Here is a 14,222-nt window from a genome sequence, read left to right on the forward strand (position 1 = left end):
ACCACTGCCACGGTCCCTTGTGACGATGGCGGTTGAACTCCTGATCTTTGCCTGAGCCCTCTATCGGCATGCCAACCTTTTGCTCACTAGAGCCAGACTCTTTTTTAAACAATTCAAATAATTCACTTGACGTCCAGGAAATTTATCTGGATAGTCAACGAGTCGAACTTCAAACATTTTCCTTGTACGAACTCTCGGCACATTCATATCCATCGCTGGATGAAAGTCGAGGGATCTAAAGTGATGTTTGGATTCTGCATCTTCACTTGAACGGCAAAGTTACCCTGCTCGTTGCTATTCTTTTCGTTCAATTATCTCCTTATCCCATAGAGATATATGTCAATGAAACGAAATGCATTTACCCTGGTCGAACTGCTGGTCGTAATCGCGATTATCGGCGTTTTAGTGGCTCTATTGCTTCCGGCCGTTCAGCAGGCCCGTGAGGCGGCTCGACGCAGCGCATGCCGTAACAATTTGAAGCAGTTGGGCTTGGCCATCCACAATTATGAAAATACCTTTCGTCAGTTTCCTCCTGGCGCCGTGCGAATCAACTTCGAGAATGGCAATAGCTATCGCATGCCGTTCGTGGCGCAGATCTTGTCCTTTATCGAGCAGGGCAACATCTATGACATCGTCAATTTCAAGCAATCTTGGTCGCATAGCTCTAACGCCGCGGCGCTGGAAGCTCCTCTTCCGCTTTATCAGTGCCCTACCGATCCTACGTCTGGCTCACAACTCATGCTGCCCGACGAAACGTTCGGCAACTATGGCTTGAATTGGGGCATGCATCGATTTCTAGATATTGATGGCCAAGGTCCTAGCACCAACGAGCCTGGCGGAAAGACGAACCTGGCTTCTCCGTTTGGCAACAATTACGGCGCTAGGATAGCGGACATTCAAGACGGAACGAGCAATACGCTGGCGATGATGGAGATGCTCAAGGGAATTGGAGCCGGAGGAGTCGATCGTCGCGGACGCATCTGGAATGAAGATTCTAACTGCTATCAAGTGATGACCAGACTCTCGCCGAACTCGGCCGCACCTGACTATTGTGAGTCAGGCAAGTGCATTGATCATCCCGAATTCAACTTACCGTACCAGCCGCCGCCGAATGCGACCGGGACCGGCCAAGGTCAGGCGTCTTTGGCTTCTCGCAGCCATCATGCCGGCGGCGTTCAGGTCGTCCTCTGCGATGGCTCGGCGCGGTTCATTAGCGAGACGATCGACTTGAACGCATGGCAGGCGCTGAGCACCCAATGGAATGGGGAAGTCGTGGGCAACTATTAGTCCTGACTTTTTGCGATCGGACTTTCCGTTGAATCTCACAACAGAAGCAGACGAAGAATGACTTCACCCGCCAAGGACGCTAACAATGCGTGCGATCAATAGGTTGATTCGTTGGAGCGCCGCTCGACGAAATTGGATTGCCCTGCTTTTATTGGGCGGGGTTCTCGGTTGCAGCGGCGGCGATAGCCTCGATCGCCGCGAAGTCCGCGGGTCAGTGACCCACGCGGGAAAGCCGGTCCAGGATGGAACGATTACGCTGTTTCCCTTGGGCGAAGGGATGGTCGCCTCCGGCAAGATCGAAAACGGTTATTACGAAATTCCACGCTACCAGGGCCCAATTCCCGGGGAGTATCGCGTTGAGTTGACCGGTCTGCAAGCGACAGGGCGAATGATTCGACTGGAGGAACCCGGTATGGCGCCACAGGAAATCCCCGAAGTGAAATCGGTCATTCCCGCAAAATACAACGATCGATCTGAATTGACGCTAACCATTGATCGCGAAAAGAAGGTAATCATGTCCGACTTCTTGCTGGAAGAGTAGCCTCTTGTTCGGAGCCCCACCGCGAGCCAGGGAAATGTGGTCGGCTATTTCGATCCACTTTTGATCCGCCAAGCGATTCTCCCTCGGCTCCCACTATTGAAGTTGCGTTATTTGCATGGTTGGCCGTGATAGCTCCGGCTGGCGGAGCAAGCCGGGCCAACCAGACGCGGATTCTCTCTTGACGAAGCGCACGGAGTTCGAGTCGATTGCAGGAGGAGAATCAGCCGCCGAATCACATTCGCGCGTCAACTCAACAAGCTGACGGGGGCGGAGATTCTATGCGCTTTGAAGTTGGAACAACCAACTTTCCAAATTTGGCGGCTGTCCTGTCCGATCGCCAAAACCATACATTTGCGATGAGAATTAGAGGGGGAATTCGTCGTCGAATTAAACTGCCGATCCGATCGTCCACCTCGAAAAAAACGACGTGGTCCAGTCCACTCATCCGCTCAGAAAAAAACGTCGCGGTCCAGTCCACATTGTGAAACTAATCACGAAGGCAGTCGAAAAAGCGAATCAACCTTGGGAGGCATCCAATATTTGGAATCGTTGGCCGTATTTCCCTCATAGCGCCTCCTCCTTGGTCTTTGAAAAAAAACGACGCGGTCCGGTCCACTCGTCCGCTTAGAAAAAAAAGCGGTCCGGTCCGGTCCTATCCATTGGCGGATGAGGGCGTTTCCCGATTTATTTGCCTTAGAAATGTAGGATTTAGGCATTCGACATCGACGCTGTCTCTACGGCTGAATCTTGGTGCCGAGCACTTCCAAGAAAGCCCGCAATAGCGCCGGATGCGCCGGCCAGGCAGGCGCCGTGACTAGATTGCCGTCGACGTGGGCGTTGTCAAATCCTTCGCTGGCGGCGACGTACTCGCCGCCGGCAAGCTTTACCTCGGGACCAACAGCTGGGTAACAGCTGCACGATTTGCCTTGCAGCACGCCGGCCGCGGCCAAGAGTTGCGGGCCATGGCAATGTGCGGCGATCGGCTTATCGGCGGCGGAGAAATGCTGGACGATCTCGATCACCTGGGCGTTCAAACGCAGATACTCCGGCGCCCGTCCGCCGGGAATGAACAGCGCGTCATAGGAGGTAGGATCGATCGCATCAAACGCAGCGTTGAGCGTAAAGTTGTGCCCCGGCTTTTCGGTGTAGGTCTGATCCCCTTCAAAGTCATGGATCGCGGTCTTGATAGTTTCGCCCGACTTTTTGCCGGGGCAAACCGCGTCGACCTGATGTCCGACCATTAGCAACGCTTGAAAAGGAACCATGACTTCGTAATCTTCTACGAAGTCGCCGACCAGCATCAAAATCTTTTTCGCAGGCATATTTTCGTCGTCTAGCGAGAAGTAGGTGGGGGGGATTATCGCTTGCTGTTGATCAAGTTGCTGAAATCGCCCAGCGTATCAATATCGGCGATCTCTTCGAAATCAATCTGCACTCCAAACTCTTGTTCCACCGCGGTGGCCAATTCGATCAACTCGAACGAATCGGGCATCAAATCTTCCGTCAAAGAGCTTTCGGGCTGAATAAGTTCAGCCCGAATTTGCCGTCGCTCGGCAATTTGATTTCGCAGCCAAGCGAATACATCCGACGGCGGCGAGTTTGAATCGCTCCCCATAAGGCACTCCGCATTTTGAATCGTAAGGAACGTTTACCGTCCGCGTCCTAAATATCGCATCGCAACCCAAGTCATCACGGTACCGATCATGATGCCGCTGGCCAAAGAGACCAAAACCGTGGGGAACTCGGTGTGCGTAATGTGCGCGATAACTTCCATCGAAAACTGACCCTAGAGAGGTTGATAAAGACTTCATTCAGGCCAGATTCTAGCAATCCCAGGAAAGGATTGCCATGCTCCGCTAAGAAGCGGACCGCCTCTATCTTGCATCTCTTTACGCCCTTGCCGAGGGGCAAATCCAAAATAGTGGCAAGAAGGTTGAGTTTTCACAAAGGATAAGCTGGGGAGTTTAGGTCTGGCTTGCCGATAAGCAAACCGTGCGGGCATGGAAAGCTAGCATTTGACGAGCAATCGTCAGATTGTCGGGGACGGAGCGGATGAAACAATCCTGCGGGTCACGACTTGAATGCAGCGATGAACGAATCAACTCCCCTTTACTTATTGTTCTGCGAATCAGCCGAAAGCCCCTACGGCGGCACCTGGCGTTTCGTGCTAGAAGGCGTCGGCCAACAAGAGCGTCTGGTCGCTTCGGGTGAAGAAACCTGGCGCGATCGCGATCGCCTGGCGCTCTTGTCGGTTGTTCGCGGACTAGAGGCGCTCCCAGAGCCCTCACGCGTGACGCTGCTCACTCCGTCGCGCTATGTTAGTCGCGGATTTCGTTATGGACTCTCGGTCTGGCGCGAATCGGGCTTCCGTTGGGAGCGATTTGGGCGTTTGGCTCCAGTACGCGACGCCGACCTATGGCAGCGCATTTCCCAAGCAATGCAATTTCACCGGGTCGATTGCCGCCCTTGGCGATTTGAGATGGTCGAAGCCGACGAAGCGGCGGAAAACAATCTGCCAGCGAGCAGAACTCATTTTAGCCAGCACCGCAAACGGCGCACGATTCGCATTGAAGAACAAGAACTTACGGCCGCAGCGGGCTGATTTTCATTCGCGGTTTATATCATTCCCCCCACTGAACACAACATCACGAGGAGAAGCGCGTGCGGACTAATGTTACACTAGATAACATGGGGGCTTTAATCGAATGCCGATCCGAGGATCCGTTCCGCATTCTCGGCCCGCACAAAGTTGATCACCGGGGTGAGCCTGCGATCGCCGTTCGAGCTTATTTGCCCGAATCAGAGCAAGCATGGGTTTTCCATCCAGGTCATAATAACTCTTTACCGATGCGGCGGATTCACCCGAGCGGTTTGTTCGAAGCGATTTGCCCAGAGGATGAAGTCATGAAATCGGGACAGTATCAATTGCGCACCAGTGACCAGAGCGGCCAGATGAACTCAGTCCGTGATCCCTACGCGTTTCCCTCATTTTTCAGTGATTACGACCTTTACCTGTTGGGGGAAGGCGCTCACTGGAAATCGTACGACAAATTGGGCGCGCAGATCCGCACCGTCAACGGCGTGACCGGCGTCAACTTCGCCGTCTGGGCGCCGAACGCCAAAAGCGTCGCCGTCGTGGGCCAGTTCAACAAATGGGATGGCCGCGTCAATCCGATGCGGAAGCTCGCCTCGAGCGGCATCTGGGAAATCTTTATTCCCGATCTGAAGCCGGGCGCACAATACAAATTCCGCGTCAATCAACATGACCGGACCGTTGACAAATGCGACCCCTACGCATTCGCCGCCGAAGTTCCTCCGCGAACTGCGAACATTGTTACTGACCTGTCGGTCCACACGTGGAATGACGGCGACTACATGGCGAAGCGTCGCGAACAAAACCAGCTCGAACGCCCGGTTTCGGTCTACGAAGTGCATCTCGGCAGTTGGAAATGGAACGCCGATTCAAAGAACGGCTGGTTTAACTATCGTGATCTGGCCCATCAACTGGTCGACTATTGCCTGCAGCAGAACTACACCCATATCGAACTGATGCCGGTCTCCGAGCATCCGTTCACCGGCAGTTGGGGCTATCAAGCGGTCGGCTACTTCGCCGCGACCAGCCGCTACGGCACGCCGGAAGACTTCATGTACTTTGTCGACTATTGCCATCAGCATGGGCTGGGCGTGCTGATCGACTGGGTGCCGGCTCACTTCCCCAAAGACGATCACGGCTTGCGTCAGTTCGACGGCACTTCGCTGTACGAACATGAAGATCCCCGCAAGGGGGAGCATCCCGACTGGGGAACGCTGATCTTTAATTATGGCCGCAACGAGGTCCGCAACTTCCTGACCTCGAACGCGTTGTTCTGGTTTGACAAATTCCACATCGACGGACTTCGCGTCGACGCGGTCGCTTCGATGCTGTACCTCGACTACAGCCGCAAGCATGACGAGTGGGTGCCGAACGAACATGGCGGACGCGAGAACATCGAAGCGATCTCGTTCCTCCGCGAGTTCAACGAACAATCGCACCTGCAATACCCAGGCGTTCTGACCATCGCGGAAGAATCGACCTCGTTCGGCGGCGTTTCGCACCCGACCTCGATGGGCGGCCTCGGCTTCAGCCTGAAGTGGAACATGGGCTGGATGAACGATACGCTCCGCTACATGCGGAAAGATCCGATCCACCGCAAGTTCCATCACGGCGAACTGACGTTCAGCTTGATCTATGCGTTCAGCGAAAACTTCTCGCTGCCGCTGTCGCATGACGAAGTGGTGCACGGCAAAGGCTCGCTGCTGGATCAGATGCCAGGCGACTTGTGGCAACGCTTCGCTAACCTGCGTTTGCTCTATTCGTACATGTGGAGTCATCCCGGCAAGAAGCTGCTGTTCATGGGCGCCGACTTCGGCCAATGGAACGAATGGAACGCCGACGGTCAGCTGCAATGGGATCTGCTCGAGTGGGAATCGCATAAAGGAATGCAGCAACTGGTCTCTGACCTGAACGCGATGTATCAGCACGAAGCGTCCCTCTACGAAGTCGACTTCAAGGGAGAAGGCTTCGAGTGGATCGACTGCGACAACTGGGAAGCCAGCGTCGCCGCCTTCATGCGAAAAGCGAAAGACCCGAACGATTTTACGATCGCCGTCTGCAACTTTACGCCGGTCGTCTACCACGATTACCGTATCGGCGTACCGAAGGCCGGCTCGTACCGCGAGATCTTCAACTCCGACAACTCGCGCTACGCGGGCAGCAACGTGATCAACGTCGACGAGCTCGACTCGGCCCCGATCGGCTGGAACGGACGCGAGAATTCGATCTCGCTTAACGTCCCGCCTTTAGGCTGCGTGATCTTGAAGCCTTGCTAGGCGATTAGTTCGACAATGAGAAAGAGAGCCGGTCCTTGCGACTGGCTCTCTTTTGGTGCGCGCCGTTGTCATTTCCTCATGGCTTGCAGTGCTGGATTGAAGTTGCGCAATTGCATGGTTGGCCGCGATAGCTCCGCTATCGGGGCGGCGCAGCCGTAAGAGGCATCGGTTCCCGGTATGCAGTTCGGGGCCATTTCGTCATTTCAAACGGCGCGGCGACCGCCGCTCTAGGTCCGACCACGGCTCGATGCCGCTTACCGACTTCGTCGGCCCCGATAGCGGAGCTATCCGGGCCAACCAGACGCTGTTTGGCAAAATAGAGCAACGTCAAAACTGGCGGGCTACAAACATAGGGAACACCACAGTTCAAAAAAAGAGCCTGCGATCACTCGCAGGCTCTTGCTTCTCACTCATGTAGCGCATCGACGATCTTAATCGTCGGCGATCGTTTGCCATTCGACGTTAAACCGCTCAAACAAGTCTTCCTGGACTTGATTCCAGCGAACTTGCGAACGCATTCCTTCGAGGTAAGCGACGCTGAACGGGAAGTCGCCGTTCATTTCTGACTTCAGTTGATCACGAAGCTCGGCTTCGGTCTTGCGTTCGCCGGTGACCCGGGCGACATACCAGACCGTTTCGTCGGCGTTGGGAACCACCACCGTGGCGCCGACCGGCGTGGAGAAGATCTTATCGAGCGTCTTAAGACCAGTCTTCTCGACGCCGGGGATCTGAGCCGGGTTGTACTGGCCCGGTTGGCGAATCTCTTGGTAGTAGGTGATGTTGTCCGCGACAAGCACCGCGTCTTTGACCGGCACGACCTCGTTGAGCGGCGCGTCTCCCTGGGCGGAAGCGGCGATCTTTTCCGCTTCGGCTTCGGCCAACTTGGCCGCTTGTTGCAACTTCCAGGCTTCGACCACTTGGTCGCGCACCTGATCGAAGGTAGGCAAAAAGCCTTTTGATTCTGCGGTCTTCCAGAAGACGAACTGTTGATCCGCAGGCATCGAGAACATGCTGGACGACGACGCGCCAGGAAACTCCTGCGGGCGATAGAGCGGCGATTTGTTGCCGAAGATAAAATCAACGAAACGACGATCGTTACGCTGCAGGCCGCCCTGTTGCGGGTTATAGCTGAATTCGGCATGCGTGATCTCACCGTACGGCGATTCCATCGCAGCGATATAGTCCATCATCGGCATCTCGCCATATTCGACGCCGTTCTCTTGGGCGAGCTTCTTCAGATCGAGATCGTCAAACGGGGTCCCCTGTTGCTCGTCGGCGTAGAAGTAGTCGTCATATTCACGCTGTAGAATGTCAGAGACTTTTTGCAGTGCGTCTTTCACCGCGGCTTGCGCCAACGGGCGAGCCAGCGACGCTTTGATCTGATCTTTCACTTCTTCCAGCGGACGATACTCGACCGGCGCTTCTTCCATCGACGGCTCGTCGGTCGGCTTCGTTTCGTCTTTGGGCGCCGCCGCGTCTTCCATCGGCTTCATTTCGGCCGGAGCCTCTTTCATCGGTTCCGCCGTTGGTGCAGCATCGTCCGCAGGCTTTTCGGTTGCCGGTTTCTCTTCCGCAGGTTTGTCCCCTTCGGTCGTCTCTTCTTCTTGGAAGGCGACCAGCATCGCTTCCGAACCGCGGCCCAGCAGGCTCGATTCTTCCGTAGCCGGCTTTTCGTCAGCAGGCTTCTCTTCCGTGGGAGCTTCCGGCGCCGATTTCTCTTCGGCCGGCTTTTCGGTCGCAGGCGGAGTTTCGGTCATCGGCTTTTCGACGGCAGGAGCTTCCTTCGCCGGTTCTTCCATCTTGGCTGGTTCTGCGGCTGGCTTGTCGACAGCGGGCTCTGTCGTCATCGGCTCAGTAGCAGCCGGTTTTTCTTCCATCGCCGGTTCGGTCGCTGGTACGCCCAGCGGCGTTTCGGCGGCGGGGTCCGCGACCGGTTTGCGATAGCTGCTGTCTTTATTTTTCTCGTAGTCGGCCGCGATCTGTTCGTCCGTGATCTTGGCCAGTTCGGCTTCCAGGAACTTCTCGTAGTCGGCCTTCACAAAACCAACCGCAGCTTTATCCAGTTGCAAGAAGCCGGGCTCGCCGGTCCCCGGATTGCGGATCTGATCTCGGTATTGATTGAACAGCTTTTTCAGCTCGGCTTCGGTCGGCTTCTGCGTCACTTTCGCCAGGTAATCCGCCGTATTGACCGGATAAAGCTGCACGTCGATCGTGCGATTCAAGTTGCGATAGTTGACCCAAGCCGAAGCAGGCGTCGCCGTGCTAACCCCTTCCAGCAGCAGCCGCTTGGTCTTTTGGACCAACAGCGTTCGTCGGAACATCTCAAACATTTGGTCGTATGAAACGCGACCATCGGCGCCCTGCGCCTGATTGAGCAGTTCGGCGTATTGAACGTCAGAAATCACTCCGCCGGTCACCGAGGTCATGAATTCGCGAACCATATCATCGCTGATCGCGACGCCCAATCGCTCTCCTTCGAGCGAAAAGAGATGGTCGGAAATAACAGCTTGCGTCGAAACTTCTTCCCGAACCGGACCACCGGGAGAATTGGGGCCAGATGGGGGCTGATAACGCAAGCCGGAGATCGGCGGAGCCGGCGGATTCGGAAATCCCCCCGCTTCTTGCGTTCGCGCCATCGCCATGCCGGTCACCAACGAGACCAGTGTGGCGTCCTGGTTCAACCGATCAATTTCAGGTTTGGTTAGCGGTTGGCCATCGATTTTGACGACGACCTTATCAGCCGCTTCATAAGCGGCCCGTTGTGGGAAAAATTGTGAAACCACACCCCCGACGGTGAAGACGATCATCAGCAAGACGCCGAAGACAGCCAGCAGGGCTTTTTGGTTTTTACGGAAGAAATGAAACGGGTTGCGCATGGGTTCCAATCCTTAACACTGACACATTTGGCGCCAGCGTCACCACTTGACATCGCGATACAAGACGCATTATTGGTTTGCAGCAGCATCTGCTCGCGGACGAATTCGACCGATTGTAGGGGGACGCGCCCTAAATTCAATCCCAGTCTCGCCTAGCGATGCACAAGTTGAACCGAATCCACGGGTCGCGCCAAAGGGAGAAGTCAAAACTTCTCGCCGGGCTCGGCGCTGTTTTTTCGTAATTCGCCCCCCAAGTGCCGGGAATTTTGGATACCCGGATTTTAACGAATAACCAACTTCCGAATACGTAACTTAGGAAGACCACGCAATCTGTCAGATATGTAATGACGACAGACGCCTTGCGCCGCGTAATGCCTTCCCCCACATTGAGAATGACACCCATGGCGAAAGCTGAAAAGCCCACGAAGAACGCACTAGTCATCGTCGAATCTCCGGCGAAAGCGCGGACGATCTCGAAGTATCTGGGCGCCGGCTATACCGTCGAAGCAAGTATCGGACACGTTCGCGACTTGCCGCACGGCGCCAAAGAACTGCCGGAACAATATAAAAACGAAGAATGGAGCTATCTTGGCGTCAACGTCAACGAAAACTTCGAACCGGTCTACATTGTGCCGGCCGGCAAAAAGGCACAAGTCACCAAGCTGAAAAAGCTGCTGAAGGAAGCCGACGAGCTTTATCTCGCGACCGACGAAGACCGCGAGGGAGAAGCGATCAGCTGGCATTTGCAAGAGCTATTGCAGCCGAAAGTTCCAGTTCACCGGTTGGTTTTTCACGAAATCACCAAAGAGGCGATCCTGACGGCCCTCGCCAGCCCGCGACAGATCGACGACGGTTTGGTTCGTGCACAAGAAACGCGACGCATTCTCGACCGCTTGTACGGGTACGAAGTTTCGCCGCTGCTCTGGTACAAGGTTCGCCCTCGTCTCTCGGCCGGTCGCGTGCAAAGCGTCGCAGTTCGCTTGATTGTCGAGCGCGAGCGTGAACGGATGGCGTTCCACTCGGCCACCTATTGGGACCTGGTCGGTACGTTCATCGCCGACGGCAAAAAATTCAACGCCGTGCTGACCGAAGCGGACGGTCAGAAAATTCCGTCCGGCAAAGACTTCGACACGACCAACGGGAAGCTGAAAAACCCCGGCGTGATGCTGCTGCTCGACGAAGAGGGCGCCAACGGCCTGCTCGCGCGTCTGCAAAGTGCGCAGTTCTCGGTCGAAACGCTTGAGAACAAACCGTACACCAACAAACCGGCGGCCCCGTTCACCACGAGTACGCTGCAACAGGAAGCGAACCGCAAGCTGGGCTTCACCGCGCGGCATACGATGCGAATCGCCCAAAGCCTGTATGAAAATGGTCACATCACTTACATGCGTACCGACTCGACCAATCTGGCCGAGGTCGCGATCGATGCGGCTCGTGATCTGGTGAAAAGCGAATATGGGGCCGACTATCTGCCCGAGAAGCCGCGCGTTTATGCGTCGAAAGTGAAAAACGCTCAGGAAGCTCACGAAGCGATTCGTCCGGCTGGTCACCCCTTCCAAAAGCCCGAAGCGCTGAAGGGAACGCTCAACAACGACGAATTTCGCTTGTTCGAGCTCATCTGGAAACGAACGATCGCCAGCCAAATGGCGGACGCTCGCGGCTTTCGCATTGCGATCACGCTGGCCGGCGGCGGCGCCAAGTTTTATGTGAGCGGCAAAACGATCGAATTCCCTGGATTTTTGCGAGCCTATGTCGAAGGTTCGGACGACCCCGATGCCGAACTCGCCGATCGCGAGACCCTGCTGCCGTCGATGAAGCAAGGCCAGCCGGTCGACAAAGACCTTTTCGAACCGAAGAGCCATACGACCCAGCCCCCTTCGCGATTTAGCGAAGCGTCGCTGACCCGCTCGTTAGAAGAAATGGGGATCGGTCGCCCGAGTACGTATGCGTCGATTATCGATACGATTCTCGATCGCGAATATGTCTTTAAAAAGGGAACGGCGCTCGCGCCCACTTGGCTGGGATTCGCCGTCGCGAAGCTGCTGGAAGAGCATCTTCCCAAGCTGGTCGACTATCAATTTACCGCGAAGATGGAAGACGATCTCGACGCGATCAGCCGCGGCGAAGCGGAGCAAAACGCGTACTTGCAAGAGTTCTACTTCGGCCAGAACGAACATGGTTTGAAGGAGACGGTTCAAGGGAAAATCAAAGAAGTCGACGCTCGCGTGGTGAACTCCATCTCACTGGGCAAGCCGGAGAACGGCGAGTTCCAAGAGGATGTGGTCGTGCGTGTCGGTCGCTATGGGCCGTTCGTCGAGCAAGGGGAACGGCGCGGCAGCATTCCGTCGGATCTGGCCCCAGACGAAGTGACGCTGACGAAGGCCTTGGAGCTGCTCGAAAAAGCGGCGCTCGGCGATGAACCGCTTGGCTCCGATCCCGAAACGGGACGCCCTGTCTTTATCAAGACCGGCCGCTTTGGCGATTACGTGCAGCTCGGGTTGTTGGAAACAGACGAAGATTCGAAAGAAAAACCGAAAAACGCTTCGCTGATGAAAGGGATGCAGGCCGGCGACGTCACGCTGGAAATCGCTTTGAAGCTCCTCTCGCTGCCGCGAGAAGTGGGCGTTCATCCCGAATCAAAAGAGCCGATCATCGCCCAGAACGGCCGTTTTGGCCCGTATATCAAGTGCGGCTCTGATACGCGATCGCTCGGCGACGTCTCGCCGCTCGATGTGACCCTGGAACAATCGATCACGCTGCTGTCTCAACCCAAAACCGGCGGACGCGGCCGTGCAGCGCCCAAAGAGCCGATCAAGACCTTCGAGGCCTCGCCGGTCACCGAAGAGCCGATCAAGCTGCTAGAAGGCCGCTACGGCCCCTATCTGACCGATGGTCAATCGAACGCGTCGCTCCCCAAAGGCGTCACGATCGAAGAAGTAACCTTTGACCAAGCGGTCGCTCTGTTGGCCGAACGCGCGGCGAAATCGCCCCCCAAGAAGAAAAAGAAAGCGGCCAAAAAGAAGGCGACCGCTAAAAAAGCGACCACCAAAAAGGCCACGGCGAAAAAAACCGCCAAGAAGAAGACGACCACCAAAAAAGCGACCAAGAAGAAAACGGCTTCCGCTAGCGCTGAAGAAGCGAAACCGAAGAAAGAAAAGCCGATCAAGGATAAGTGGTAGGGAGCAAGTCGCCGCAGTCGACTCGTGCAGTCGCTTCATTTCGTCATCACTCAACGAGCGGTCGAAGAGGGCGAGTCCGCCCAGAAGTCACTGGAGCGTTTTGCCTAGAATGCTGCCGACGGCTTAGTGGTCGCCAACCATAAAGTCGGCCCAACCGCACGGCTTTGATTCCTCGTGCTTTTCCGGATCATCGATAAAAATACCGCGGCCATGATCGTCCGGATTCATGCCGCGTGAGCCGTTGCTAGAACCTTCGCTGGCGAAGTAGCGATCTTCGCGACGGTCTGTTTTCGGATAACACGACGCGCGACGCGACTAGAATATCACGCCGTAGCTCTTCTCTGGCTTGGTGGGAAGTTCCGACTCATCGAGCATCTCTTTCAGATTCTGCTCAATCGTGACGCTGATGTTTGTCAGCGGCGTATCGCCGGGGCGATTTTCAAACGGGTCTTCCGTTCGTTCACCGATTTGGTCAAGACTTAAGAAGATGAAATTGATGAGCAACGCGAGCGGAATGTTGAAGATGCCGAGCACTTCGACAAATGCAAACGGGACGAGCGTTCCGTGCAAAAAGACGAACACGCGTGAAAAGAAGCTGTAGGCCCGGGGAAATGGCGTGTTCTTGATCCTTTCGCTTTTCCCTTGGTGATTGTTGAATTCGGTGAGCGTCTGAGAAAGCTGCACAAAACGATAATCGGAGAGCCAGCCTCGGCGGTGCGCTTCCAAAAGCTCGCATCCCTGGATCATCAACAGATAGTTCGGCGGATTCTCCTTGCTCAAGACTTCGTCCGCTTCCGACTCGGAAAGAAACGGACGAATATCGTCGTAGGTATTGGACGTTTCAACCCACTGGTCTTGGATGCGGTTGTACTCATGTCGGCGCCGCAAGAAGACTCGCAACGCGTGGACAAAGGCGATATGTCGATAGATGAGACGACGCCGCCAAGCGTCAAGCTCCCCGCTAGGATCGCCCTCCGCGGCGAGACTCAGGGTCAGCACTTCACGCCCCCAGGCACGGCTGTAATTGACCAACAGGCCCCAGATCTTGCGCGCCTCCCACCAACGATCGTAGGCGCTATTGTTCTTAAAGCCCAGAAAGATCGCCAGCGCCGTACTAAGCAGCGCAACCGCATTGAACGGTACGCTAAGCTCGCCGATTTCAAGTTCGTGATGCAGTACATACACGAGCACCGACAGGATGAAATAGTAGGTGATGCTCTTCCACGTGTAGAAGAGCACCTGACTTAATTTAAGATTTCTATTGACGATCATCGCGTGAACTCGACGGTTGCGGCGAAGGGATGTTAGACCGAATATTTGTCATCCATGATGTCGCTTCAAGTTTTTGCGATGCGCGGAAAAATCCGCCACTGGAAAAGCAGCGCCGCAGAGATGCTCGCTGGCGAGCGAATCAAGTCGATTCTGTTCTCTGTGTTTGGATGCCGATGTACGGCCTCCTCCACGTAGCAT

Annotated in this window: 10 protein-coding genes; 5 read left to right on the forward strand and 5 right to left on the reverse strand. The window is 55.4% G+C overall.

The features are described 5' to 3' along the window. The first annotated feature begins 342 nt into the window (after nt 1-342). Both M4951_RS15595 and M4951_RS15600 read left to right on the forward strand, forming a co-directional pair. The gene (locus M4951_RS15595; protein WP_262022581.1) at nt 343-1,287 is read left to right on the forward strand and encodes a DUF1559 domain-containing protein; all 945 of its coding nucleotides are present in this window, start codon (nt 343-345) and stop codon (nt 1,285-1,287) included. An 85-nt stretch (nt 1,288-1,372) separates the two neighbouring features. Then, a complete protein-coding gene (locus M4951_RS15600; protein WP_262022582.1) occupies nt 1,373-1,828 on the forward strand; it encodes a hypothetical protein in 456 nt (151 codons plus the stop codon). 734 nt (nt 1,829-2,562) lie between these two features. Here M4951_RS15600 and M4951_RS15605 read toward each other — a convergent pair. Genes M4951_RS15605 through M4951_RS15615 form a run of 3 tightly spaced genes read right to left on the reverse strand, consistent with a single transcriptional unit; the run spans nt 2,563 to nt 3,602 of the window. Beyond that, complete coding sequence (locus M4951_RS15605; RefSeq protein WP_262022583.1) at nt 2,563-3,150, reverse strand: DJ-1/PfpI family protein; 588 nt, start codon at nt 3,148-3,150, stop codon at nt 2,563-2,565. A gap of 35 nt (nt 3,151-3,185) precedes the next feature. Next, entirely contained in the window at nt 3,186-3,443 is a 258-nt protein-coding gene (locus M4951_RS15610; RefSeq protein WP_262022584.1) for an acyl carrier protein, read from the reverse strand. A 33-nt stretch (nt 3,444-3,476) separates the two neighbouring features. Beyond that, nucleotides 3,477-3,602 carry a hypothetical protein gene (locus M4951_RS15615; RefSeq protein WP_262022585.1) on the reverse strand — a complete coding sequence of 42 codons (126 nt, stop codon included), beginning with the start codon at nt 3,600-3,602 and terminating at the stop codon, nt 3,477-3,479. 315 nt (nt 3,603-3,917) lie between these two features. On the opposite strand from M4951_RS15615, the gene M4951_RS15620 reads away from it, so the two are divergent. Beyond that, a complete protein-coding gene (locus tag M4951_RS15620) occupies nt 3,918-4,430 on the forward strand; it encodes a hypothetical protein (protein ID WP_262022586.1) in 513 nt (170 codons plus the stop codon). A gap of 59 nt (nt 4,431-4,489) precedes the next feature. Next, complete coding sequence (gene glgB, locus M4951_RS15625) at nt 4,490-6,697, forward strand: 1,4-alpha-glucan branching protein GlgB (protein WP_262022587.1); 2,208 nt, start codon at nt 4,490-4,492, stop codon at nt 6,695-6,697. A 431-nt stretch (nt 6,698-7,128) separates the two neighbouring features. On the opposite strand, the gene M4951_RS15630 is transcribed toward glgB, so the two are convergent. Further along, complete coding sequence (locus M4951_RS15630) at nt 7,129-9,573, reverse strand: hypothetical protein (protein ID WP_262022588.1); 2,445 nt, start codon at nt 9,571-9,573, stop codon at nt 7,129-7,131. Nucleotides 9,574-9,974: 401 nt separating this feature from the next. On the opposite strand from M4951_RS15630, the gene topA reads away from it, so the two are divergent. Continuing rightward, the gene (gene topA / locus M4951_RS15635; RefSeq protein ID WP_262022589.1) at nt 9,975-12,752 is read left to right on the forward strand and encodes a type I DNA topoisomerase; all 2,778 of its coding nucleotides are present in this window, start codon (nt 9,975-9,977) and stop codon (nt 12,750-12,752) included. Nucleotides 12,753-13,067: 315 nt separating this feature from the next. Here topA and M4951_RS15640 read toward each other — a convergent pair whose 3' ends face one another. Next, on the reverse strand, nt 13,068-14,024 hold the full coding sequence (locus M4951_RS15640) for a bestrophin family protein (protein WP_262022590.1): 957 nt from the start codon (nt 14,022-14,024) through the stop codon (nt 13,068-13,070). Nucleotides 14,025-14,222: the final 198 nt, after the last annotated feature.

The organism is Blastopirellula sp. J2-11 (assembly GCF_024584705.1).
Lineage (GTDB): Bacteria > Planctomycetota > Planctomycetia > Pirellulales > Pirellulaceae > Blastopirellula.

Excerpts from the sequence above, each read along its gene's own strand:
- M4951_RS15595 (WP_262022581.1), top strand. The coding sequence starts at position 343 with ATGAAACGAAATGCATTTACCCTGGTCGAACTGCTGGTCGTAATCGCG.
- M4951_RS15600 (WP_262022582.1), top strand. The coding sequence starts at position 1,373 with ATGCGTGCGATCAATAGGTTGATTCGTTGGAGCGCCGCTCGACGAAAT.
- M4951_RS15605 (WP_262022583.1), bottom strand. The coding sequence starts at position 3,150 with ATGCCTGCGAAAAAGATTTTGATGCTGGTCGGCGACTTCGTAGAAGAT.
- M4951_RS15610 (WP_262022584.1), bottom strand. The coding sequence starts at position 3,443 with ATGGGGAGCGATTCAAACTCGCCGCCGTCGGATGTATTCGCTTGGCTG.
- M4951_RS15615 (WP_262022585.1), bottom strand. The coding sequence starts at position 3,602 with ATGGAAGTTATCGCGCACATTACGCACACCGAGTTCCCCACGGTTTTG.
- M4951_RS15620 (WP_262022586.1), top strand. The coding sequence starts at position 3,918 with ATGAACGAATCAACTCCCCTTTACTTATTGTTCTGCGAATCAGCCGAA.
- M4951_RS15630 (WP_262022588.1), bottom strand. The coding sequence starts at position 9,573 with ATGCGCAACCCGTTTCATTTCTTCCGTAAAAACCAAAAAGCCCTGCTG.
- topA (WP_262022589.1), top strand. The coding sequence starts at position 9,975 with ATGGCGAAAGCTGAAAAGCCCACGAAGAACGCACTAGTCATCGTCGAA.
- M4951_RS15640 (WP_262022590.1), bottom strand. The coding sequence starts at position 14,024 with ATGATCGTCAATAGAAATCTTAAATTAAGTCAGGTGCTCTTCTACACG.